This window comes from Agrobacterium pusense, assembly GCF_013285525.1.
In the GTDB taxonomy this organism is placed as follows: domain Bacteria; phylum Pseudomonadota; class Alphaproteobacteria; order Rhizobiales; family Rhizobiaceae; genus Agrobacterium; species Agrobacterium pusense.
The window spans coordinates 1,975,730-1,997,496 of record NZ_CP053856.1 but is presented as its reverse complement, the minus strand read 5'-3'; the positions used below and the strand labels follow the sequence as shown (position 1 = coordinate 1,997,496).

Annotated in this window: 20 protein-coding genes and 1 pseudogene; 10 read left to right on the top strand and 11 right to left on the bottom strand. The window is 60.1% G+C overall.

All coding sequences use genetic code 11. The features are described 5' to 3' along the window. Positions 1–210: 210 nt before the first annotated feature. From HQN82_RS09845 to HQN82_RS09830, 4 genes are read right to left on the bottom strand one after another with little or no spacing between them, the layout of a single operon-like run. Complete coding sequence (locus HQN82_RS09845) at positions 211–1,005, bottom strand: ABC transporter ATP-binding protein (RefSeq protein WP_037091764.1); 795 nt, start codon at positions 1,003–1,005, stop codon at positions 211–213. Then, the gene (locus HQN82_RS09840) at positions 1,002–1,436 is read right to left on the bottom strand and encodes an NUDIX hydrolase (RefSeq protein WP_045532166.1); all 435 of its coding nucleotides are present in this window, start codon (positions 1,434–1,436) and stop codon (positions 1,002–1,004) included. The genes HQN82_RS09845 and HQN82_RS09840 overlap by 4 nt, the downstream gene beginning before the upstream one ends. A gap of 2 nt (positions 1,437–1,438) precedes the next feature. Next, positions 1,439–2,896: a dihydropyrimidinase gene (hydA, locus tag HQN82_RS09835; RefSeq protein ID WP_112766877.1), complete on the bottom strand. Its 1,458-nt coding sequence runs from the start codon at positions 2,894–2,896 to the stop codon at positions 1,439–1,441. Beyond that, positions 2,893–4,140, bottom strand: a complete 1,248-nt coding sequence (locus HQN82_RS09830) for a Zn-dependent hydrolase (protein WP_112766878.1) — start codon at positions 4,138–4,140, stop codon at positions 2,893–2,895. Before HQN82_RS09830 ends, hydA begins: the two co-directional genes overlap by 4 nt. A 259-nt stretch (positions 4,141–4,399) precedes the next feature. Here HQN82_RS09830 and rutR point away from each other — a divergent pair, with 259 nt between their 5' ends. The 3 genes and pseudogenes from rutR (at position 4,400) to HQN82_RS09815 (ending at position 5,820) form a co-directional block, all read left to right on the top strand. Next, complete coding sequence (gene rutR, locus HQN82_RS09825) at positions 4,400–5,041, top strand: HTH-type transcriptional regulator RutR (protein ID WP_004443251.1); 642 nt, start codon at positions 4,400–4,402, stop codon at positions 5,039–5,041. A gap of 265 nt (positions 5,042–5,306) precedes the next feature. Further along, positions 5,307–5,630, top strand: a pseudogene (locus tag HQN82_RS09820) (DUF2325 domain-containing protein); the annotation flags it as partial. Then, positions 5,611–5,820 (top strand): hypothetical protein, encoded by a 210-nt coding sequence (locus tag HQN82_RS09815; RefSeq protein ID WP_427832738.1) that lies wholly within the window; start codon positions 5,611–5,613, stop codon positions 5,818–5,820. The pseudogene HQN82_RS09820 and the gene HQN82_RS09815, both read left to right, overlap by 20 nt. A 166-nt stretch (positions 5,821–5,986) precedes the next feature. Here the strand turns inward: HQN82_RS09815 and HQN82_RS09810 are convergent, their stop codons facing one another. The 3 genes from HQN82_RS09810 to uppO all read right to left on the bottom strand — a co-directional run bounded on the left by HQN82_RS09810 (position 5,987) and on the right by uppO (position 8,327). Next, positions 5,987–6,382 (bottom strand): DUF423 domain-containing protein, encoded by a 396-nt coding sequence (locus HQN82_RS09810; RefSeq protein WP_004443245.1) that lies wholly within the window; start codon positions 6,380–6,382, stop codon positions 5,987–5,989. After that, positions 6,379–6,780 carry a group II truncated hemoglobin gene (locus HQN82_RS09805; protein ID WP_037091753.1) on the bottom strand — a complete coding sequence of 134 codons (402 nt, stop codon included), beginning with the start codon at positions 6,778–6,780 and terminating at the stop codon, positions 6,379–6,381. Before HQN82_RS09805 ends, HQN82_RS09810 begins: the two co-directional genes overlap by 4 nt. Before the next feature lie 131 nt (positions 6,781–6,911). Next, on the bottom strand, positions 6,912–8,327 hold the full coding sequence (gene uppO, locus HQN82_RS09800) for a polysaccharide biosynthesis phosphomannomutase UppO (RefSeq protein WP_173614838.1): 1,416 nt from the start codon (positions 8,325–8,327) through the stop codon (positions 6,912–6,914). 257 nt (positions 8,328–8,584) lie between these two features. Here uppO and uppM point away from each other — a divergent pair, with 257 nt between their 5' ends. After that, entirely contained in the window at positions 8,585–10,207 is a 1,623-nt protein-coding gene (gene uppM / locus HQN82_RS09795; RefSeq protein WP_173614837.1) for a polysaccharide biosynthesis protein UppM, read from the top strand. 20 nt (positions 10,208–10,227) lie between these two features. On the opposite strand, the gene HQN82_RS09790 is transcribed toward uppM, so the two are convergent. Then, a complete protein-coding gene (locus HQN82_RS09790; protein ID WP_003491679.1) occupies positions 10,228–10,437 on the bottom strand; it encodes a hypothetical protein in 210 nt (69 codons plus the stop codon). A gap of 243 nt (positions 10,438–10,680) precedes the next feature. On the opposite strand from HQN82_RS09790, the gene uppL reads away from it, so the two are divergent. Both uppL and HQN82_RS09780 read left to right on the top strand, forming a co-directional pair. Further along, complete coding sequence (gene uppL, locus HQN82_RS09785; protein ID WP_004443235.1) at positions 10,681–11,481, top strand: polysaccharide biosynthesis UDP-hexose transferase UppL; 801 nt, start codon at positions 10,681–10,683, stop codon at positions 11,479–11,481. A gap of 154 nt (positions 11,482–11,635) precedes the next feature. Further along, positions 11,636–11,884 carry a hypothetical protein gene (locus tag HQN82_RS09780; RefSeq protein WP_022556783.1) on the top strand — a complete coding sequence of 83 codons (249 nt, stop codon included), beginning with the start codon at positions 11,636–11,638 and terminating at the stop codon, positions 11,882–11,884. Between the two features lie 21 nt (positions 11,885–11,905). Here the strand turns inward: HQN82_RS09780 and uppJ are convergent, their stop codons facing one another. Beyond that, the gene (uppJ, locus tag HQN82_RS09775) at positions 11,906–12,850 is read right to left on the bottom strand and encodes a polysaccharide biosynthesis UDP-hexose transferase UppJ (protein WP_142185039.1); all 945 of its coding nucleotides are present in this window, start codon (positions 12,848–12,850) and stop codon (positions 11,906–11,908) included. An 8-nt stretch (positions 12,851–12,858) separates the two neighbouring features. Next, positions 12,859–13,770, bottom strand: a complete 912-nt coding sequence (gene uppH, locus HQN82_RS09770) for a polysaccharide biosynthesis endo-1,4-beta-xylanase UppH (RefSeq protein ID WP_173614836.1) — start codon at positions 13,768–13,770, stop codon at positions 12,859–12,861. A 275-nt stretch (positions 13,771–14,045) separates the two neighbouring features. Here uppH and uppI point away from each other — a divergent pair, with 275 nt between their 5' ends. After that, positions 14,046–15,116, top strand: coding sequence for a polysaccharide biosynthesis UDP-hexose transferase UppI (gene uppI, locus HQN82_RS09765; protein ID WP_112766884.1), 1,071 nt, complete (start codon positions 14,046–14,048; stop codon positions 15,114–15,116). Between the two features lie 2 nt (positions 15,117–15,118). Next, positions 15,119–16,198, top strand: coding sequence for a polysaccharide biosynthesis glycosyltransferase UppG (gene uppG, locus HQN82_RS09760; RefSeq protein WP_153776329.1), 1,080 nt, complete (start codon positions 15,119–15,121; stop codon positions 16,196–16,198). A gap of 36 nt (positions 16,199–16,234) precedes the next feature. Here uppG and HQN82_RS09755 read toward each other — a convergent pair whose 3' ends face one another. Beyond that, positions 16,235–17,305, bottom strand: coding sequence for a GNAT family N-acetyltransferase (locus HQN82_RS09755; RefSeq protein WP_162699445.1), 1,071 nt, complete (start codon positions 17,303–17,305; stop codon positions 16,235–16,237). A gap of 534 nt (positions 17,306–17,839) precedes the next feature. Between HQN82_RS09755 and uppW the strand changes: the two genes are divergently transcribed. Beyond that, a complete protein-coding gene (uppW, locus tag HQN82_RS09750; protein ID WP_112766887.1) occupies positions 17,840–19,216 on the top strand; it encodes a Wzy-type polysaccharide biosynthesis protein UppW in 1,377 nt (458 codons plus the stop codon). A 470-nt stretch (positions 19,217–19,686) separates the two neighbouring features. After that, a complete protein-coding gene (locus HQN82_RS09745) occupies positions 19,687–21,636 on the top strand; it encodes a methyl-accepting chemotaxis protein (protein ID WP_173614835.1) in 1,950 nt (649 codons plus the stop codon). Positions 21,637–21,767 lie beyond the last annotated feature (131 nt).

Genomic DNA, 21,767 nt, shown 5'->3' with positions numbered 1-21,767 from the left:
TGAAGGTGGGGCTTACCTCTAACTTGTGGGTGGAGCTTACCCCCCTCTGTCCTGCCGGACATCTCCCCCTCAAGGGGGGAGATCGACTCGTGGTGGGGTCTCGCCCGTCTCAACGTTTGCGAATGAAGCGGTGGTCGCGCCTCTTGCCGATCTCCCCCCTTGAGGGGGAGATGCCCGGCAGGGCAGAGGGGGGTAATGCTGGCGCTGACCTCACCCCTCATAGCCATGCCCCGCCTTCAACCCCTCACGCACCCGATGCGCAATCGCCAGAAACTCGGGCGTCTCGCGAATTTCCAGCGGCCTTTCCCGAGGCAAACTGGATTCGATCACATCGGTCACCCGGCCCGGCCGCGGCGACATCACGACGATCTTGGTCGAGAGATAAACGGCTTCCGGAATGGAATGGGTGACGAAGCAGATGGTCTTGCCGGTCGTATCCCAGAGTTTCAGCAGCTGTTCGTTCAGATGATCGCGAACGATCTCGTCCAGCGCGCCGAAGGGCTCGTCCATCAAAAGCAGGTCGGCATCGAAGGCGAGCGCACGGGCGATGGAGGCGCGCTGCTGCATGCCGCCGGAAAGCTGCCAGGGGTATTTCTTGCCGAAGCCGTTGAGGTTGACGAGGTCCATGGTGCGGTCGATGCGCTCGCGCTGCTCGGCCTTGCTGTAACCCATGATTTCGAGCGGCAGGGCGATGTTCTTTTCGATGCTGCGCCATGGATAGAGCGCGGCGGCCTGAAAGACGTAGCCGTAGGACCGGTCCTTGCGGGCATTTTCCGGCGTGGTGCCGTTGACGGTGATCTCACCCGACGTGTGTTTTTCGAGATCGGCGATGACCCGCAGAAAGGTCGTCTTGCCGCAGCCGGAAGGGCCGATGAAGGAGACGAAGTCGCCCTTTTTCACGTCGAGATCGACATTGGACAGCGCGTGAACCGGGCCGTCCCCCGTTTCGAAAGTGAGGCCCAGTTTTCTGGCGGAAACGACGGAATAGGAAGAGGCCTGGTTCATCGCGGCTTGGTTTCACTTTCCGTAAGTGCGGCGCGCGCCAGCGGCAGCATCTGGGTTTCCGTCAGTCTGGCGATGGTGACGCCGGGGGTGCGGTCGAGATCGAGCCAGCGGACTTCCTCGATTTCCGCCTGCGGGGTGACCTCGGAATGAAGCCTGGCGGTAAAGGCATGGGCGACGACATCAGCGCCCGGCTCATTGGCGGCTTCCTCGCGAAAGACGCCCTCATAACGCGCGGCATTTTCGGGCAGCGTCAGGCCGATTTCCTCGGCCAGCTCGCGGCGAAGCGCCTGTTCCGGCGTTTCGCCCGGATCGATCTTGCCGCCCGGCTGCATGAACTGCGTGGTGCCGCGCTTGCGCACCACGAGCATCTGCCGCTTCTCGTTGAGCAGGATGGCGGCGGCGATGAGGATTTCGCGTTTCGGCTCGCTCATGATCACACGCCCGATGCCGGAATGCCCGTGCGTTCCACCTTGCGTGGCGATACGAGCTCCTTCCAGGTGGAAAGCGCCTGGCTGACGGCCGGATAGGGATCGCGGGCGATGAACTGGCCGTGGCCGGCCTGTGTCTCGATGGTGCCTTCCTCAACGCTCACCAGCCCGCGCGAGAGCGTGTAACGCGGCAGGCCTTTTACTCGGTGTCCTTCGAACACGTTGTAATCGATGGCCGATTGTTGGCTCGCGGCGCTGATGGTCTTTGTGAGCGCCGGGTCCCAGACGACGATATCGGCGTCGCTGCCAACGAGCATCGCGCCTTTTCTCGGATAGATGTTGAGGATCTTGGCGATGTTGGTGGAAGTGACGGCGACAAATTCATTCATCGTCAGCCGGCCGGTCGCCACGCCGTGGGTCCAGAGCAGCGGCATGCGATCTTCCAGCCCGCCCGTGCCGTTCGGTATCTTGCGGAAATCACCGAGGCCGAAACGTTTCTGATCTGTGGTGAAGGCGCAATGGTCGGTCGCCACACATTGCAGCGAGCCGGAGGCGAGACCCGCCCAGAGGCTGTCCTGATGCTGACGGTTGCGGAAGGGCGGTGACATCACCCGGCGGGCGGCGTGATCCCAGTCGGGATTGGCATATTCGCCTTCGTCGAGGATCAGGTGCTGGATCAGCGGCTCGCCATAGACCCGCATGCCGTTTTGCCGGGCGCGGCGGATGGCTTCATGCGCCTGTTCGCAGGAGGTGTGGACGACGTAAAGCGGCGCACCGGCCATATCGGCGATGATGATGGCGCGGTTGGTGGCCTCGCCTTCGACGGAGGGCGGGCGGGAATAGGCGTGCGCCTCCGGCCCGACATTGCCTTCCGCCATCAGTTTTTCCTGCATCTGCGCGACGATATCGCCGTTTTCCGCATGCACGAAGGGAATGGCGCCGAGCTCCGCGCAGCGCGAGAAGGAGGCGAACATCTCGTCGTCATTCACCATCAGCGCGCCTTTATAGGCCATGAAGTGCTTGAAGGAGTTGATGCCCTTTTCCTGAACCACCGTCTTCATCTCGTCGAAGACCTGCTCGCCCCACCAGGTGACGGCCATGTGGAAGGAGTAATCGCAATTGGCGCGCGTCGCCTTGTTGTCCCAGCGTTGCAGGGCATCGAGAAGCGACTGCCCCGGCTCCGGCAGGCAGAAATCCACCACCATCGTCGTGCCGCCGGAAAGCGCCGCCCGCGTGCCGCTCTCGAAATCATCGGCGGAATAGGTGCCCATGAAGGGCATTTCCAGATGCACATGCGGATCGATGCCGCCGGGCATCACGTAACATCCGGTGGCATCCAGCACGGTGCCGCCGGTGATATCAGGGCCGATCTCGGTGATCCTGCCGCCCTCGATCTTCACATCGGCCTTGTAGGTGAGGTCGGCGGTGACGATGGTGCCGTTCTTGATGATGGTGGCGGTCATTCCACGATCTCCGCAGTCTCCAGCACGGCATGCAGCAGCACGTCGCAGCCGGCTTTTGCCCATTCGGGTGAAATTTCCTCCGCCTCGTTGTGGGAAAGCCCGTCCACGCAGGGGCAGAAGATCATGGTGGAGGGGGCGACCCGTGCTGTCCAGCAGGCGTCATGGCCGGCGCCGGAGATGATGTCCATGTGGCTGTAGCCCAGTCGTTCGGCGGCGGCGCGTACGCGCCCGACCAGTACGGGATCGAAGGTGACGGGGTCGAAATGGCCGATGGCTTCGATCGAGCAGCCGACGCCGAGTTCTTCGGCGATGGCGGGCACCTCGCGTTCGAAGATGGCGCGCATGCTGTCGAGTTTTGCCTGCGACGGCGTTCTGAGGTCGATGGTGAAGACCACTTTGCCGGGCAGCACGTTGCGGGAATTGGGCGTGAAGATCATCTGGCCGACGCCAGCCACCGCGCCCGGCTGGTGGGCCATCGCCACTTCCTGCACTTTTTCGAGGATGCGGGCGGCGGCGAGGCCGGCATTAACGCGCATCGCCATCGGGGTGGAGCCGGTATGGGCTTCCTTGCCGGTCAGCGTCACTTCCTGCCACCACAGGCCCTGGCAATGGGTGACGACGCCGATCTGCTTGTTTTCGGCCTCCAGAATGGGGCCCTGTTCGATGTGATATTCGAAATAGGCATGCATCTTGCGCGCGCCGACCTCTTCCTCACCCAGCCAGCCGATGCGTTTCAGCTCCTCGCCATAGGTCTTGCCGTCGGTATCCGTGCGGCTATAGGCGTAATCGAGATCGTGAATGCCGGCGAAGACCCCCGACGCCAGCATGGCAGGCGCAAAGCGGGCGCCTTCCTCGTTCGACCAGTTGGTGACGACAATGGGGTGTTTCGTGCGGATATTGAGGTCGTTCAGGCTGCGCACGACTTCCAGACCGGCCAGCACGCCAAGCACGCCGTCATATTTGCCGCCGGTCGGCTGGGTATCGAGATGGCTGCCGATATAAACGGGGAGCGCGTCCGGGTCCTCGCCGGCGCGGGTGGCGAACATGGTGCCCATGCGGTCGACGCCCATCGTCAGGCCTGCCGCTTCGCACCAGCGCTGAAAAAGGCGGCGGCCTTCCGCATCCTCATCCGTCAACGTGCGGCGATTATTGCCGCCGGCAATGCCGGGGCCAATCTTCGCCATATCCATCAGACTATCCCACAGACGGTCGCCATTGACCGTCAAGTTCTTACCCGCCGTCATGAAGTGTCGTCCTCACCTGTTTTGTTTTTATCAAAGCAAAGCTTGTGCCGTTCCCTTTTTTGCCGGTTAAGATAACAGCCATTGCCTTGTGGCGGCGATGATGGATAAATTGACCGGCTGGTAAACATTGCAAATTCGCGATGGCGTCAGCAAGGGAATTTGTGACGAAACGCAGTAATTTTGCCTAAGCTATGAACGTCGATTATTTTTTAAGCATACTGTAGCGGCAATTGCATTGAAAAGAAACAGAGAGCTGAGAATGGCCATACCGCGCGCAGCGAAAACACAGAAGCGGACCCGCATTCAGGAGGAAAAGCAGGAAGCGATTCTTGAAGCCGCGCTCAGTGTTTTTTCCACGAATGGGTTCCGCGGCTCCACCATCGACCAGATTGCGGAAGCGGCCGGCATGTCAAAGCCGAATGTGCTTTATTACTTCCGCACCAAGGAGGCGATGCATCGTGCGCTGATCGAGCGGGTGCTGGACACGTGGCTCGACCCGCTGCGCGCTTTCGATGCCGAGGGTAATCCTGAAAGCGAGATCCGCTCCTATATTCGTCGCAAGCTGGAAATGTCGCGCGATTTCCCGCGCGAAAGCCGGCTGTTTGCGAACGAAATACTGCAGGGCGCGCCGCATATCGAGGATGAACTGAAGGGCCCGTTGAAACAGCTGGTGGATGAGAAGGCCGAGGTGATCCGCGCCTGGGTGAAGGCCGGGCGGATGGCCAAATGTGACCCTTACCACCTCATTTTCTCGATCTGGTCGACCACCCAGCACTATGCCGATTTCGATGTACAGGTGCGGGCGGTTCTGGGCGACAAGAATGGCGGCGAGGGACGTTTCGAAGACGCGGCCCGCCATCTGGAACAGCTTTTCATGGGCGGGTTGCGGATAAACGGCTGATCGGCCTGCTTCTCGCGATTATGTGATAAGCCCTCCGCATAAAAACATGAGGAAATTTATCACCTTTATACTTTACTCCAAAACTCATCTTTATTATGGTGCCGGCATCCCGAACGTCGGGGCCCGATATCGGGGTATCAAAAACCAACCGGCAGGTGAGGGAATGGCACGCAAGGAAAAGAAGAAGGCCGAACGTGGCGGTAAGCAGGGCAAAGGCGCTCCCCAGACCGAGCGGGACGTGGCCGAACAGCAGCTTTCCGGTCCGAAAAGCTTTCTTTATGTCGGCGGCCGTGACTGTCAGGTTGCCCATCTTCGCCAGATCGCCAGCAATTTCGGCGCCGAACTGATCCACCACGATGGCGGCCTGCGTGAGGCGGTTTCGCGCATCGATACCGTGCTTCCTTCCGTCGACTGCGTTTTCTGCCCGATCGACTGTATCAGCCACGATGCGTGTCTGCGGGTGAAGTCCGGTTGCAAGAAATTCGGCAAGACGTTCATTCCGCTGCGCAATGGCAGCAAATCCAGTCTGGAGCGGGCGCTTCAGACGATGAATGAACGGAGCCCCAGCGATGAGCGACGAGCGCAATAATTTTCCCGACGAGCACCGCACGGCGGACAGACCGTGTGGTGTGGAACTGCACAAGATGGCCGAACAGGCGAGCGATCCGGCCACGACGGAATTTTATGACATCATCGGCGAACGCGAAAGACGCAGCCGCGTTGCCGGAAGCGGCGGCAATGTGGTGACCTTTCCTCATCAGCGCCCGCCAGCCGGGTGAAACGACGGCCTTTCAAACAGGTGTGGCGGCTGAAAAAGGCCGCAACATTCTGCCGTTTCGCTGGACGCGTGGTTAGCGTTAAATCCTTGCCGAGAGGGCAAGATGGCGCCAGGTGTGAGGGAGCTCCGCTCGCACTCCGGGTCACGATGCAGATGCCCTAAAACAATCAGCCTTTAGGCTTCAAAAACGCTCCCGCGCACAACACCAGCCAACCCGCGATCATGCCGATGCCGCCCAGCGGCGCAGCGTATGGAAACAGGCTATGGCCGGAAAAATGCCTGATAACGAGATCGCCGGCGAAGATCGCCGTGCCGAGACCGAGGATCAAGCCCGCCGGAATGGCGGTCCTGATGCGATCCGCACCGATATGGAGCGCGATAAGAACCGGCGCATGCGCCAGCGCCATGGCGGAGGCATTACCGAGCATATAGGTTTCGCCGGTATGGGTGGCAGCGGCGGCAAGCATGACGCCGGCAGCACCCAGCAGGCTGCCCAGCAACAGAATGAAGGCCCGTAATCTGGCCCCGGGCACGGTCGCTATGGTCGCGTTCTGCGTGGTCATTGGCTGTCCGCCTCCCGGTTCTGCATGTGAAAGGCGAGCCTCTCGATCGGGGGCCATATGATCTCGCGCAGCTTCGGATTTTCGATCGTCTCCTCCATGGCGCGGCGGAAGCAGAGCAGCCATTCATCCCGCTCGGCAGGGCCGATGGGGGCGACGAAATGGCGGCGGCGCAGCATCGGGTGGCCGTGCTTCTCGACGTAGACCGGCGGTCCGCCAAGATATCCGGTCAGGTAATCGTAGAACTTCGCTTCGCTGCCTGAAAGATCGGCCGGGTGGATGGCGCGGCAGCGGGCTGCTTCCGGCAGGGTATCCATCAGTTGATAGAAGCGCCGGGTGAGCGCCCTGACGGTCGCATCGCCACCGATCGCTTCATAAAGGGTAATGGTTTCGCCGGTCATAATCCGCCTCTCGTGGCCCTCCGGCTCTTATCGCTCCGTGGAGCCGGAAGAGCAACAGGCACGGGCAGGGTGCGACATTTGGGACAGATTAAAAAGGGCAGATGCCGGGCTTGCCCGGCATCATCCAAAAATCATCCAAAATTTCGGATAAGGTCGAGCCCCTTGCTCAAAAGCGTCTCGGCCTCATCCTGATTGGCAGCTTCGACGTAGCAGCGCATTTCCGGCGCGTTGCCTGACGGGCGGAAGTGGATGGTGCTGCCGTCGGTCAATGACACGCGCAGGCCGTCGATGTCGCTCAGGCCTTTCACCGTGCCAACCGGGGCGAGGAAGGCTTCGAGATTGGTGCGCGAGGCGCGCAGATGCGCCATCAGGGCGGCGCTCTTTTCCTGCGCGAAATTTTCCAGGCGGTCGGCGGCGGCGACCGGAAGGTTATAGGCGGCGGCGATTTGCGACAGCGGTTTTTTCTGTTCCGACGAAAGAAGCAGCACGGCGAGAACGGGCAGGAAGCTGTCACGCGTGGGCAGCGGCGAGAGGGGCCTGCCGTTGAGCGTGAAGGAAGAGGCCGTCAGCAGGCCGCCATTCGCCTCGAAGCCCATCACGCCGTTCTTTCCGGCTGAAAGGGCGTCTGCCATGCCGGCAATGACGAAAGGCGAGCCAACCTTCGTACGAACGACCTCAAAGGAACCATTGGCCTCGATGCCGGAATTGGACGTTACAGGGGTGACAACGACGCCTGCGCCAAGGAAATTGGCGGTGATGAGGCCAATGAGGTCGCCGCGCAGCGGTACGCCCCTTTCATCGGCCAGCAGGGGGCGGTCACCGTCGCCATCGGCGGAAACAATGGCGTCGAGACTGTGCTCAGGAGCCCATTTTTTGAGAAGCGAAAGCGTCTCCGGCGAGACCGCCTCCGTATCGACGGGGATGAAGGTCTCCGAGCGGCCGAGCGGAACGACATCGGCGCCGTAATGGGCGAGAACGTCGACAAAGAGATCGCGCGCCACCGTGCTATGCTGGTAAACACCGATCTTGAGGCCTGAGAGAGCCTTTTCCGGCAACAGCGCGATGTTGCGTTCGTAGAATAGTTCGGCTGCGATGGCGGAATGGTCTTCGGCAGTCGCCGATTCGTCGCTGATGCCTTCCGCTTCGATTTCGGCGGCGAGGGCTGCGATGGCCGTCTCGTCCTGCTTGTCGATTTCGCCATCCGGGCGGTAGAACTTGATGCCGTTGCGGTCGGCCGGGATGTGGGAGCCCGTTACCATCAGCGCGCCCGCCTTCAGCGACAGAGCATAAAGCGCCAGAGCCGGGGTGGGCACCGTGCCGCAATCGAACGGCGTGAGGCCTGCCTTTTTCAATGCCGCGATGCAGGTGGCGGACACATCGGGGCTCGAATCGCGGAAATCGCGGCCAACGAGAATGGGGTCGCCCGCCTTTGCCTGGCCCGATGTGAGAAGGTGCTTCGCAAATGCCGTGGCATAAACGGCCGACGCTTTTCCTTTCAGATCGACGGAGAGGCCACGAAGGCCGCTCGTTCCAAATTTCAGGCTCATTCTCAACTCCGCTTCCGTAAAATCCTTGAGGGCCAAATGGATAGTTCAAAAATGTAACGCTTGAAAGAACCGTATCGATCCATTCACGTCAATCCTCCCCTTCCCTGGAGGCCGCGAATAGGCGATGATGACGGCAATGATGCGGGTAACCTAAAATTCACCCGTCATATTTAAACTTGTCCGTCGATAGCGGCTATGGCGACGATGAGGATCATCGGTTGCCGGCTTTTTTTGGTTCGTTCGAGTTGGATTGGCTGATGTACAGGCTTCAAAAGGCGGGACATAAGCAGGTACGTCCGCTCGATGAAAAAACGGCGCCGGCCGCGAAAACTCATGGTTCCCTGCTGGATGATCTGGTGGATGACGACGAGGTTTTCGAGCGCACGGTGCTGAAAGAGCATCTCGAGCCAAAACCGGCCGCGGCTGCTGTCGAGCCCGCTCCGGCCGCGAGACCGGTGAAGGCGTCGTCGCCCAGCGGAAATCTGGCCGCAGCATTGCCGGGCCTCAGCCATATCGACAGGATCGGCGTTGACGACGTCCTCATCTGGCTTCGCAGGGGCATCGTCTGGATCGTTCTGGCAATCATTCTCTGCGTCGCGGCTGCGCTCAGCTATGCGTATATGACGCCGCCACGCTACACGGCCTATACGGATATCGTCGTCAATCCCTCCAATCTCAACGTTGTCAACGACGGCGTGTTCTCGCCGAACCAGCAGCGTGACACGCAGATTCTCGAAGTCGAAAGCAAGCTGCGCACGATCACGTCGCGCAACGTGCTGGCGCGGGTGGTGGAGGAACTGAAGCTCGATCAGGATCCGGAATTCATCAGCCCGCCGCCGCTCGCCCGGCTGAAGGCGATGTTTTCATCCAGGCCGGAAGATGGCGACAACCGGCTCGGTGCACTCCGCTCCCTCGGCGACCGGGTCGCAGCGGAACGCGACCCACGCTCCTTCGTGGTGACGCTTTCCGTCTGGACCAATGATGCCGACAAATCCGTGACGGTCTCAAAGGCCATCGTGAAGGCGTTTGAAACCGAGCTGTTCCAGACGACCTCCGACAGCAGCCAGCGTGTCGTCGACGATCTCAGGAAGCGGCTTGAGGAAATGCGCGAGAATGTTACTGCGGCTGAAAAGCGGGTGGCCGATTTCCGTCGCGAAAACGGCCTGCAGGAGAATAATGGCCAGCTTGTCAGCAACCTGGCCTCCGGTGAGCTCAATACACAGGTTCTCGCGGCCCAGCAGCGCGTCATCCAGGAAGAATCCCGGCTGAAGCAGATGGAGGCGGCAATCGCGCAGAACCGCACGCAAAGCGATGCGATTTTCGATAGCCAGACCATGAACACGATCCGGGCGCAATACAGCACCCTGCAGCAGCAGATCGGAGCCATGACGCTGACCTACGGCGCGCGTCATCCGCGGCTGGCGACCGCAGGTGCGGAACGGGCCATGCTGGAACGCGGCATGGCCGACGAGGCGCGGCGCATTCTGCAGGCAGCCAAGACAAATGTCGCCGAAGCGCGCTCCTCGCTCGATGCGCTGCGACTGAAAGCCGTGGCGGAGCGTGCCAATGTCTTCACCGATAACGAAGCGCAGGTGCGGCTGAGGGATCTTGAGCGCGACGCCCGCTCGGCAGCGGCGATCTATGAGACCTATCTTACCCGGTCACGCCAGCTCGCCGAACAGCAATCGATCGATTCCACCAATGTCCGCGTTATTTCGCAGCCGGTTGCGCCGAACTCCAGAAGCTGGCCGCCGGGCAAGCTGGTCTTCCTCGTCGCTGGCGGCGCGGGCGGCCTGTTTCTCGGCCTCGCCATTGCAATCGCACTCGGGCTGTGGGGTTATCTGCGCCGGGACGATCATGCGGAAGCCGCGGCGCGTTAAATCTGGGACCCCGCGCCGACTTATTCTTCCGAGATCAGGCCATCATAAACTTCAAGGAGAGCGGCGGCGATGGCCGCACCCAGCGCATTGCCGGCATCGCGAATGCCTGCCTCGTCGCCATCACGGACGGAAACGGCGAGATCGGACGCCTCGTTGGCAACGATTTCCTTCGCACGTTCTATTGCCCAGAGGCCGAAATCGCCGCGGTTGTCGATTGAAATGGTTTCCATGGCCGGGACCTTTGTCATTGATGTTTCCGTCCATTAAACCATCGGACGCCAAACGGGAATAGGCGAGGGGAAGGTCATTCAACCAGCGGGCGTGCAATTTCCCTGCCTCAAGCGGAGGATTTATAAAAATATTAATGATAGTTCTTCGTAGTGTTTGAAGCCTTCTATTTTATGCATATGCGTGCCCATAACAATGAAACGATGCCTATCTTGGACGCCGGACAGATTATGACAGGGAGAGAGATGCCGCAGACGGAGGAGACTGGTCATTCCTGGCCGGTCATTTCTCTTGCGTCCCTACCCATTACTGACGCAACCATCGATGAAACCGCGCGGGATTTCATCCTGCGTGCAACGACGGAGCGTACGCCGGGTGCAAGGCCGTTTTATTCGACATCCGCAAACGGTCAGGTCATCGCGCTCTGCCACCACGACCGCGAATTCGACGCCATGCTGCGGCAGGCGGACCAGATTCACGCCGATGGCATGTCGCTGGTGATCTTCTCCCGCAAGTTCTGTGCCCGGGCGTTGAGAGAACGGGTTGCAACGACGGATCTCGTCCATGCGGTGGCCAAGCGCGCCGAAGAGACGGGCAGCCGGTTTTATTTCCTTGGCGGTTCCGAAGAGGTGAACCGTGCGGCGGTCGAGGAAATGCAGAGGCTTTATCCGCGCCTCGTCTTTTCGGGACGCCATAATGGTTATTTCAGTCCGGGTCGCGGGGACGAAATCATTGCCGATATTGTCGCCTCGAAGACCGATATTCTTTGGGTCGGCTTCGGCATTCCGCTCGAGCAGCGCTTCGTTTCGCGCAATCTGGACAGGCTTTCCGGCGTCGCCGTGATCAAGACCTGCGGCGGCCTTTTTGATTTCATTGCCGGCAAGAACAGCCGGGCGCCGCAGTGGATGCAGGATATGGGGCTGGAATGGCTCTACCGGGCGATGCTTGAGCCGAAGCGTCTTGGAAAACGTTACCTGCTGACCAATCCGATCGCCATATATTCGCTGCTGAAGTATCGCTTTGGCGCTTCGGGGCAGAACCGCTAGATCATTGCGCCGTCTTGCCCGATAAATGTAAGGTTTTTCTAACTTATTGAATCAGCGCGCTGCGGCGCCGAAACCCGTTGCAACTGCGAACGGCTGCGCTACACTGCACAAATATTACAAATTTATTCGAATCAGAGATATTTCGAGGCCATCAATGGTGATTACGTCCATTTCTCTTTTCATATATGGAATTGGCACCGTTACCTCTCTCGCCATGACCTATATTGAAGGCGCCCGCCGCGACAAGAACTGGGATTTTTATCGGGTAACCGGCATTGTCCTTTGTTTTTTCTGGCCGGTGCTCGTGCCGCTTCTCGTACTTGCGACGGCCTTTTCGTCTTTCGGTTTGCAGAAGCGGCCCGCGAACCCGATGTCGTTCGGCAGGCAAAAGACGCTGGGTTAAACGTGACGGTAAGATCGGGCGTCAGCTTTTCTTCGCCGGTGCCTTATAGGGCGTGAGCGTGATGCCGAGGCTCGCCATCACCCGGCCCACGGACATGAGGGGCGGATGGGTGGCGGGCAGCAGCGAACCGGTTTTCAGCAATGCGGAAACGGCGCGGAAGAGCGACAGGCACAGGCTGACGGCATTTTTGGCGGCGAGCAGCAGTCCGCCCTTCAGGCCGGGGCGGCGGGCGCGATCGATGCTGTAATTGATGATGCCGGTCCGGAGCGAGCGCTCCATGATCCAGCGCGGCGCCATGCGGCTTTCCGGCACGTATTCGATGATGAGGGCGTTCGCATTCCAGGCGAATTTGAAACCGGCCTTGCGGCAGCGTGTGAAGAAATCCATGTCGCCGCCGCCGAGGAAGTTGAACCGCACGTCGAATTCCGGCTTCGGCAAGGTTTCGAACACTCGCCGTGAAATCAGGCAATTGCCCGAGCCGTGGATCTGGTCGACCGGGCCGGTCGGTGCTTCTATGGAACCGAACAGCGGATGCGAAAGAACCGCCCTGGAAGCCGGGGCGTCGAATTCGCGATTGACGGGTCCGCCGACGATGTCGGCGTCGAAGGATTTCGCCGCCGAGACCATTTGCCCAAGCCAGACGGGGGAGGCGGCCTCGTCGTCATCGATCATCAGAAACCATTGCGCCGAAGGATAGCTCTGCCGGGCGGTGCGGAACGCCGTATTGATGGCGTAACAATTGCCCTGTGTCGGTTCTACCAGGGCCAGCCCGGCCATGTCGTTTTCGGCAAAAAAGGCGCGCGCAACAGCGAGACCCTGCTGGCCTGCACCATCATTATCGACCACGACGACCGCGAAGGGAAAATCGACCTTCTGGGCCGCAAGCGATGCAAGTGTCTTCTTCAGGCCTTCCGGCCGGCGGAAACTGGGGATGCACACCACCGCTTCCGGCATGATCTCGGACATGGAAACTCCTAAATTCCGGCAAGTGCTGCGGCGGAAAAAACGACGGCCCGGAGGCTCTGGCGCGGGCGATGGATGACGGTGTCGGCCAGTGCCGACAAGGCTTCCCGGTAACGGCGGGCACGAAACGCCTGGGCAACGGTATAGGCGTTCATGTGGTTTTCGGATTTGCGGCGAAGCCGCCCGAGCTCCTGCGGGGGAATGGCTGCGACGATGGCGGGATCGGAAAACACGGCTTCGATTGCCGGTTCGCAATCGCGGAAGGTCAAGAGCCGATTCATCATAACGCTCGTCCGGTGAACCCGATAATCGAGGACGTGGCGGCCGGGAAGATAAACAAAGCGGCCCGCGGCGGCCAGCCTGCACCAGCCGTACCAGTCTTCCGCATACCGCAGGGTCTCGTCGAAGCCGCCGAAATCCTGGAAGATTCGGGTTCTGACCAGCATGATGCCGCCATTGACGATGAAGTTTCCGCCGAGCAGCGGCCGAAGGATGAACCCGTCAGGCTTTTCGCGGCGACGGATGAGGTTGCGACGGCCGATCTTTGCACCGTTTTCATCGATACGCTCGTAATCGCCATAAACGGCAACGACATCCGGGCCGGTGACGCCGGCGCAAAGCCCCGCGACGGCGCCAGGCTTCAGGCGGTCATCGGCATCGAGAAACATCGTCCACTCGCCACGTGCCTGCGAAAGACCGAAATTGCGAACCGCGGAAACGCCCTGCCGTCCCTGCGGCCGGGCAAGCAGTTTAACGCGCGGATCGGAAAAACCCTGCACCTTTTGCGCCGTGCTATCAGTGGAACCGTCATCAACCACCAGCACCTCGCAGACGGTTTTGCCCTGAAGCAATGCGCTTTCGATCGCTTCCACGATGTAACGCTCGCCATTGCGAACGGGGATGACAATCGAAACGGATATCAAGCTTTAAACTCCGTGAGGCATGGGCCAAGAATTCGCATGGCGAAGTTACTACCGGATTAAGCGGCGCTGGCCAATTACGACGTGGTATAGCGGCGGTTAACCTTGCAAATCTTTAATATCCTTTTGGCATGATCAGAATGTTATGTTTTGAGAATGGAGCGTGCCGGGTCCATCCGGATGTGCGGAAACGCTCCGACATTTTGGGCTGCGCATCGTTGCTGGCGAAAATCGATCCCGGTTTTCCCTCGATGCGCCGGGGTTGTGGAGGCGGATGAATGCGGATCGGGCGGCGGAATTTTCTGGGCGGTGCGGCAAGCGCGGGCCTTTTGCACGCCGTGACCGGCACGGCCTCTGCCGCGCAGAAAAAAACCTCGACCAAAACCGCACCTTACGGCGCGGCCATTTATCTGCCTGACCTCACCGCCGATAGCCGCATCGGCGAGGCGATCGTGAAATATTGCTCGCGCATCACCCCCGTGACTGAAATGAAATGGGAGGTCATGCGGCCATCGGAAGCGGTGTTCGATTTTGCGCCCGCCGATGCACTCGCCAACTTCGCGCGCCAGCACAAGCTTTCCATGCATGGCCATCCGCTGATCTGGTACGCCTCAAATGCCCCCTGGATTGCCGGCATCGGTGGCAGCGGCAAGGTCGAGAAGCTGATGGAAACCCATATCGTCAAGGTGATGGAGCGTTACGGGGATGTGGTCCATAGCTGGGACGTGGTGAACGAACCGATCCCGGATGTTCCCGGCAATGTGCGCGCCCGGCGTGACGCCTGGTATTACGGCGCCGGGCCGGACGCCATCAAGAAGGCCTTCGATATCGCCCATCAGGTCGATCCGAAAGCGCAGCTCGTTCTCAATGAATATGACGTGGAATTCGCGGTCGAAAAATCGCCAGCCAAGCGCGAGGCGTTCCGCAATCTCATTCTCGAGCTTCTGGAAAAAGGGGCGCCCATCAACGCCATCGGTCTGCAGGGGCACCTGCGCGGCGGCTGGCCGATCGCCAAGGACGAGCTTGCCGCCTTCGTGACGGAAATGCGCGGTTACGGCCTTGCCGTTCTGGTGACGGAGCTTGATGTGATGGACCAGACGCTGCCCGGTCCGGAAGCGGAACGCGATTTAATGATCAACGGTCAGGTCCGGGATTTTCTTGAGGCGGCCTCGGCCGGCGGCCCGCTTTCCTCGATCACCACATGGGGTATTTCGGACCAGTATACCTGGATCCGCTGGGCCTATCCGCGTCGTGACGGCACGGCGAACCGACCGTTGCCGCTCGACTGGAGCTTCAACGAAAAACCCATGATGGCCATCATCAATGAATTCCGGAACCGTGGTGCGTGACTATGAATGCTGAAATGCCGCTTCCTCCCGTCCAGAAAGCGCTGCAGGTCAATCTGCATCCCTTCGACGCTCCGCATGCCGCATTGACGTTGCCGCATCAGCTACGGGTCTGGGGCGGACAGGTGGACCGCATTCTGCTGACGGTCGATACCGGCCAGGTGGGGGCGGGTCGCTACAAGGGCAAAGGCTTCGAAGCGTCGCGCAAACGACTTTTCGACATGCTGGAGGAAATGCAGATCAACTATCCGCATCTCGTCGTCGATATCGTCGATTACAGTGATGAGGCGCGCAAGGCGGTGTCCGAGACCTTCTTTTCCCGGTCGGCGGTTCCCTATCCCGCCAAGGCTTTCGACGGCGGTCCTTTCCACGTCTATTTCCACGGTCTTAAACGGGCCAACGCCCGTTACGTGCTGCACATGGACAGCGACATGATGTTTGGCGGCGGCAGCCAGAGCTGGTTTTCCGAGGCGATCGCGCTGCAGAAAGCCAATCCGGATGCGCTGTGCATCACGCCGTTTTCCGGGCCGCCGACAGTGCGGGGCGATCTCGATATTTCCCGCCATGTCGGCATGCCCGGCGTGAAGAACATTCCTGAGCCGCGCAAGTTGCCGTCGCGTATTCCCACCTGGCGCTTCGCCACCGTTTCCACACGTCTTTTCATGATTGACATGGAACGCTTCGCCAAGCGGATCGGTTCGCTGGAACTGCTCAGGCCCGATTTCAAACGGCGCATCCGCTCCTATGCCTATAATCAGCAGCCCATCTCGATGCCTGCTGAGGAGGTGTTGAGCACCAACATGATGCGCCGCGGCGTCTACAGGCTGGATTTTCTCGGTACGGGTAAAGGCATGTATTCACTGCACCCGCCTTATCGTTCGCCGGAATTCTATTCGGCGCTCGCTTCCATCGTCGAGCGGATCGAAAAGGGCGATATACCCGAAGGTCAGCTCGGCGATTTCGATATCAACGGATCGATGGTGGACTGGACCAGCGCGCTGGCGGCCAAGACACGCTCCAAACGTTACGCGAAGGCCCTGCGCCATCTGATATCGGCCAATGTGGGTCGTTTTACCAAGGCTTGAGGCGGCGGCCCGGCTCGTGTCGGTCTGCGGGGGGCCTCAATAATCGGTGATGAGTTTGCTCCAGCTCTCCGAGCATAGTCCGCCTATATAGATATCCCCGGCCAGCGCCCTTTCCCTCAGCAGATCGTCCCGGGTGGCCATGCAGAAATATCCGTCATGGCGGAAGCTCATGTGGTTCTGGCGGTAAAGCGCGTTGATCAGAAAGGGCTGCGCCATGCCAGTGACATGGGCGTAATTCTCATTGTCAAAATGGTGGAACAGTGTGTTGAGGACATCGTTTTCGCGGCCGGCATCACAGACGAGATTGAGCACATAGGCGGTTCGCGCCGGCTGCCCGAAAAACAGGGCGGCTCCCATGACATGACCTTCGGCCGTCTCGATCGCCAGGCTTTTCAGTTCGCCCAGACTCTCATTCGTCCTGCTCATGCCGATCAGCCAGTGAAATTCGTCATGGGACCATTCCGGGCGGACGGAAAAACGCTCGATCATCGGCAGCGCTGCGCGGCGGAAGGTTTCGAAATCCACTTCTTTTACCCTGGCGCCCGGAGCCTGCTGCGGCCGGAGGCCTTTTTTCCATTTGCGCAGGACGCCGTCCACGAAGCCGAGCGCCGCCAGGGCAAGCGTTGTCTTGGCCAGTTTCGAACGGCGCGGCATGCGCAGTGCGATGGTTGAGAAGGGCTTCAGCGCCTTATGCCATTGCAGGCTTTCGATGGGCAGCATGTTGCCGCCGGTCGCAACCCAATGGTCGGCGCTGACAGGCGAGGCTGTATCCGAAAACAGCATGTCGTGTTTCGATGCCCGCATGCCGCGGGACAGGCGCGCGGCCCCGAGTGCGCCAAGTTTTCCATCCGACGCGAAAGCACAGAGCAGGCGCGCCGTAACGGTTCTTCCATTGGCGACAAACCGCATGGGCACGGCCAGAATGACGCTTGTCACGCCATTCTCTCCCGCATCGTAAACCACGCTGCCGTAATCCGGAACAAAAACGGGGCTGCTGAAGAACAACGTCTCTACATAGGAGCGGAAATCGAAGCTCGTCGTGGGCCCTGTCTTCCTGAATGCGCTGTTCAGCACCCGCTCGACAGCCGGCACGTCGTCCCTGCGCATGGGGCGGACGCCGGTTGAGCTTTGCGGCGCCGGGCATCGCGTCGACTGACCGTTATCGCTATCGTCCGTCCTGGTGTGCCTCGGAACGTCCACCCTGGGTCTCCAGCCTATGCGTATTTACGAAATCAACCCAAAGATATATCTTGAGTTGTTAATATACGCTAAATAGAGTATCTGCTGGCTGCGTGAGTATACCTCCGGCATGCGAAGACGGTTCTCTTGTCGTGCAAGTAGAGGCGGGCTTTCCGGGCAGGAATTTCGTGGTAAATATTAAGGAAATCAGCGCATTAAATTTTCGATGCGAAGTTAACGCCTGAGAGCCATTCTTCAGGGCGCAGCTTCTTTCCCGGCAGTCCTTCTCCGTTTCTAACCCTTTGACCTCGTTCCGGAAGCGCGGTCGGAAATGACGGAATTACTATTCTTCCGTGCATTATATATAACTAAAAAATAGGATTTTGGGAGGATATTCGGGTAACCGGATGAAGCATCGGACGGGATGCCGAGGCGGTGGAAAGAGGAAGAGAAAAACCCCTTATGGATGCACCGCATGACGGACAGGGGCGTGGCTACTGGCGGGACGCATTGTTTTATGTGACGTTCCTGTACTTCACAGTCGGTTTTTCGCCCTATATCTCGCTCTCCTCCACCTATCTGGGGTCCGCCATGGCGGCCGGGTCCAACCTGCTCAACCAGCTCACCGCAGTCATCCTGCTCTGCAGTTTTGTGGCATTCATGGCCAGGGAGCGCTCGTTCTCCATCATCCTTGCGCCGCGCCTGCTGACAGCGGCAATTTTCGGCTGGTTTGCCTTGACCTCGCTTCTCGGTGAAGCACCATCGTTTTCTCTACGTCGGCTTGTCATGTGCGCCATCATCTGCGTGCTCGCCGGCGGGTTCCTGCAGCTGCCGCGCACCGAGCGGCATTTCACCACGCTGCTCGCCACCTGCGTCCTCATCATATTGTTCCTGTGTTATTTCGGCGTCGTCGCCCTGCCTTCGCGGTCCATTCACCTGGCAAGCGATGCGCTGGAGCCGCTGCTGGCCGGCAACTGGCGCGGGGTCTTCCAGCACAAGAACGAGGCCGCATCGGTCATGGCGGTGCTGATCATCGTGTCGATTTATCTTTGTAGGCGCTGGTCCTTCATCGGCGGCCTCTCGGTGCTGCTGCTTTCGGTTTTCTTCCTGGTCAAGACAGGTGGCAAGACGGTGCTCGGCCTGATGCCGATCATCGTGGCAACCGGCTGGTTCATCGTTCGCTGGCCCCGGTGGCGTTATATGGTCGTGACCCTGCTTCTTTTGTTCTGCGCTGCCGTGACCGTGGGCACCACGGTAGACCCGGTGTTTTCACAGATGCTGACGAAAATGGGCATCGACGCCAGCTTTACGGGCCGAACCGATATCTGGGCTGTCGCCATCGATTACATCCGCAAAAGCCCGATCCTCGGATATGGCTACCAGGCCTTCTGGCGCAGCGATACGCTGATGTCGAGCTTCACCGAGGACAATAGCTGGGCGACCACCGCGCCGGCTTCCCATAGCGGCTATTTCGACCTGCTGCTGGAAGGTGGCGTGCCGGGGCTGGTTCTGGTGCTGATATGGATTTATCTGCTGCCGCTCCATAATCTCGGCAAAATGGACAGCGCCACGCGCAACAGTCCGTTGACGCGGCTTTATGTCGGCGTCTGGCTTTACGTCCTGCTATACGGCTTTCTGGAAACCCTGTTTCTTCTGAGCGCGGGTTTCGTCTGGTTTTTCCTGCTCGTCGCGATGATGGGCCTGCATCTGCAGGCCCATGCCAGCCTCGTCGAGGAAGAGGCGGAGCGGGAACCCGGCCAGTCCGGCGGCCCCGTGCGCAGTGCAGCGAAGCCGGGCGGGCCGCCTGCCGCACAACCGCAGGTCCTGCATTCCCGTTGACGGTTCGAGATGCGCCGCCACCGCCGGCCGCGCTGCGGTCGGGTAATGATGCGAGATCACTGCTCCATACTGGTTCCATCATTTGATGTCGCCGGCAGCAGCTGCACCGCGAATCCCTGTCGGCACCTGCAATTTTTCGGCGTGAAGAAATTATAAAGTTTTTGGTCATAATTATTTTGCGATAAAAGGAATCGCGAGCAGCCCATCGATCGGCTCTGCTCAGCTTTTCCTCAAGATGCGGCCTGGCGCCTGGCCTTTCAGGGGCGCCATGCCACGGGGGAGACGGCCTGTGCGTATTGCAGGGACAGGCCCGGCTTTCTTCGGCGTATGCATGATGCAGAGGCAATCCCAGCCGATGATGCGGCTATCGAAGCCCTGATGACCGGGGTCCTCGACGTGCCATGCCAGCCTTGCCGAACACCTCCTGTGGCACGGGGAAGGAGCGGTTTTTTCCATGACGTGAGGTTTCCGTGTCCTTTCTCCAGAACGCCAGCATCCGCACAAAAATTCTTTCTCTCATTCTGCCGATCTGCATCGTCGGTCTTGGCGCCACCGGCTTCATGTCCGACCGCTACAAGCACGCGGACACGGCCTATTCCGATTTTATCGCCAAAGACAACGCCGCCCTGGTGGAGCTTGCCCGGGCAAACCGCAACCTGCAGTCCATGGCCTATGGTGCGTATCAGATCATGGCTTATGACGCCAATAGCCCTGACTTCAAGATCGTGAAGCAGGAATATGCGGGGGACAGGGCAGAGGTGGTATCGCGCCTGGATGATGTCAAAGCCATTTTTCCGGAAGAGACAGCAACGCTCGACAGGCTGTTGCGAGACGTCAAGGCCATTATCGCCATCACGGACAAGGCCGTGGAATTCGGTTCGACCAACCGCAACCAGGAATCCGCTGCGGAGCTTCTGAAGGCTGACGTTGCCATGCGCGCTACGGGCGCCGACATCGCCAATCTTCTTGACAAGCTTGCCAAGGGTGTCGTCAAGGGAAGCGACGACCTGACCGATCAGACCAATTCGACCATCCTCACCTCGCTGATGGCTGTCGGCGTTGCTTTCGCGACCGGCATTATTCTGGCGCTTTTCGTGGCTTCGCGCGGCATCACCACGCCGATTGCCCGCCTGCGCGAGCGCATGGTCGCGCTTGCCGCCGGTGAAACGACGGCGGAAATCGACGGAATGGCACGCAAAGACGAAGTCGGCCAGATGGCGCAGGCGGTTCAGGTTTTCCGTGAAAATGCCATAGAGCGCATTCGTCTCGAGCGGGAAACCGAAGCGAACCGCAGCCTGTCGGAACAGGACCGGATCGACCGTGAGCAGCAGAAGGCGAAGGAAGCGGCCGACGTCAAATTCGCCGTCGACAACCTCGCTGCCGGTCTCTCGAAACTCTCCGACGGCGATGTCTCCTACCGCATCCGCGAGCCGTTCACGACAACGCTCGATACCGTGCGCAACGATTTCAACACATCGGCGGAAAAGCTGCAGGCAGCCCTGACCCGTGTTGCGCAGAACGCCAACGGCATCGGCGCGGGGGCAAACGAAATCAAATCGGCCGCCGACGATCTGGCGAGACGTACCGAACAGCAAGCGGCGGCCGTGGAGGAAACCGCCGCGGCCCTGGAGGAGATAACCACGACCGTGCAGGATTCCACCAAACGCGCGCAGGAGGCGGGCCTGATCGTCAGTCGCGCCAAGGCGGGCGCGGAACAATCTGGCGAAGTGGTGCGCCGCGCCGTGGTCGCCATGGAGCAGATCGCCAATTCTGCCAATGAAATCAGCAATATCATCGGGGTGATCGATGAGATCGCCTTCCAGACCAACCTGCTTGCCCTGAATGCCGGCGTGGAGGCCGCCCGCGCCGGTGAGGCCGGCAAGGGCTTCGCCGTCGTGGCCCAGGAGGTGCGCGAGCTTGCGCAACGCTCCGCCCATGCTGCCAAGGAGATCAAGGCGCTGATCACCACCTCGAACGATCAGGTGCAGCAGGGCGTGCAGCTGGTGGGTGACACCGGCAAGGCGCTGGTGACGATCGTATCCGAAGTGCAGGAAATCAACCGCCACGTGGTTTCCATCGTGGAGGCTGCGCAGGAGCAGTCCTCGGGCCTGCAGCAGATCAACACCGCGGTCAACCAGATGGATCAGGACACCCAGAAAAACGCGGCGATGGTCGAAGAAACCAATGCCGCAAGCCACAGCTTGGCCAAGGAGGTGGCCTCTCTCAACCAGTTGCTGTCGCAATTCCGCCTCGGCGACAGCGCCTATCAGCCGCAGAGCCAGCCCGCGCCGGTGCGCACCGCCGCCGGCGGCGAAAGACCGGTAGCATCACCCGTGCGTGCGCTCGGCCACAAGCTCGCTGCCGCCTTCGCGGGCAATGCCGCCGTCGACAGATCGAGAGATGAATGGCGTGAGTTTTGATCCTGCGACTTCAATCGCCTGAAACCAGCGCCCGGTGGTTCTGACCACCGGGCGGCTTTTTGCATCTGGGTTGTCGAAGACCGGATAGCTTATCTCAGGCCACCACTGATCCGCCGCCGCCTCGCCCATCG

What these genes read in the sequence shown, in the direction of transcription:
- HQN82_RS09805 (WP_037091753.1), bottom strand. Translation starts at nt 6,780, where the DNA reads ATGACCGGCGAAACCATTACCCTTTATGAAGCGATCGGTGGCGATGCG.
- hydA (WP_112766877.1), bottom strand. Translation starts at nt 2,896, where the DNA reads ATGACCGCCACCATCATCAAGAACGGCACCATCGTCACCGCCGACCTC.
- HQN82_RS09810 (WP_004443245.1), bottom strand. Translation starts at nt 6,382, where the DNA reads ATGACCACGCAGAACGCGACCATAGCGACCGTGCCCGGGGCCAGATTA.
- HQN82_RS09755 (WP_162699445.1), bottom strand. Translation starts at nt 17,305, where the DNA reads ATGCGCAGGGACGACGTGCCGGCTGTCGAGCGGGTGCTGAACAGCGCA.
- HQN82_RS09845 (WP_037091764.1), bottom strand. Translation starts at nt 1,005, where the DNA reads ATGAACCAGGCCTCTTCCTATTCCGTCGTTTCCGCCAGAAAACTGGGC.
- uppG (WP_153776329.1), top strand. Translation starts at nt 15,119, where the DNA reads ATGAATGCTGAAATGCCGCTTCCTCCCGTCCAGAAAGCGCTGCAGGTC.
- HQN82_RS09815 (WP_427832738.1), top strand. Translation starts at nt 5,611, where the DNA reads ATGAGCGACGAGCGCAATAATTTTCCCGACGAGCACCGCACGGCGGAC.
- HQN82_RS09790 (WP_003491679.1), bottom strand. Translation starts at nt 10,437, where the DNA reads ATGGAAACCATTTCAATCGACAACCGCGGCGATTTCGGCCTCTGGGCA.
- uppM (WP_173614837.1), top strand. Translation starts at nt 8,585, where the DNA reads ATGTACAGGCTTCAAAAGGCGGGACATAAGCAGGTACGTCCGCTCGAT.
- uppJ (WP_142185039.1), bottom strand. Translation starts at nt 12,850, where the DNA reads ATGTCCGAGATCATGCCGGAAGCGGTGGTGTGCATCCCCAGTTTCCGC.
- HQN82_RS09840 (WP_045532166.1), bottom strand. Translation starts at nt 1,436, where the DNA reads ATGAGCGAGCCGAAACGCGAAATCCTCATCGCCGCCGCCATCCTGCTC.
- uppO (WP_173614838.1), bottom strand. Translation starts at nt 8,327, where the DNA reads ATGAGCCTGAAATTTGGAACGAGCGGCCTTCGTGGCCTCTCCGTCGAT.
- uppI (WP_112766884.1), top strand. Translation starts at nt 14,046, where the DNA reads ATGCGGATCGGGCGGCGGAATTTTCTGGGCGGTGCGGCAAGCGCGGGC.
- uppL (WP_004443235.1), top strand. Translation starts at nt 10,681, where the DNA reads ATGCCGCAGACGGAGGAGACTGGTCATTCCTGGCCGGTCATTTCTCTT.
- HQN82_RS09780 (WP_022556783.1), top strand. Translation starts at nt 11,636, where the DNA reads ATGGTGATTACGTCCATTTCTCTTTTCATATATGGAATTGGCACCGTT.
- HQN82_RS09830 (WP_112766878.1), bottom strand. Translation starts at nt 4,140, where the DNA reads ATGACGGCGGGTAAGAACTTGACGGTCAATGGCGACCGTCTGTGGGAT.
- uppW (WP_112766887.1), top strand. Translation starts at nt 17,840, where the DNA reads ATGGATGCACCGCATGACGGACAGGGGCGTGGCTACTGGCGGGACGCA.
- rutR (WP_004443251.1), top strand. Translation starts at nt 4,400, where the DNA reads ATGGCCATACCGCGCGCAGCGAAAACACAGAAGCGGACCCGCATTCAG.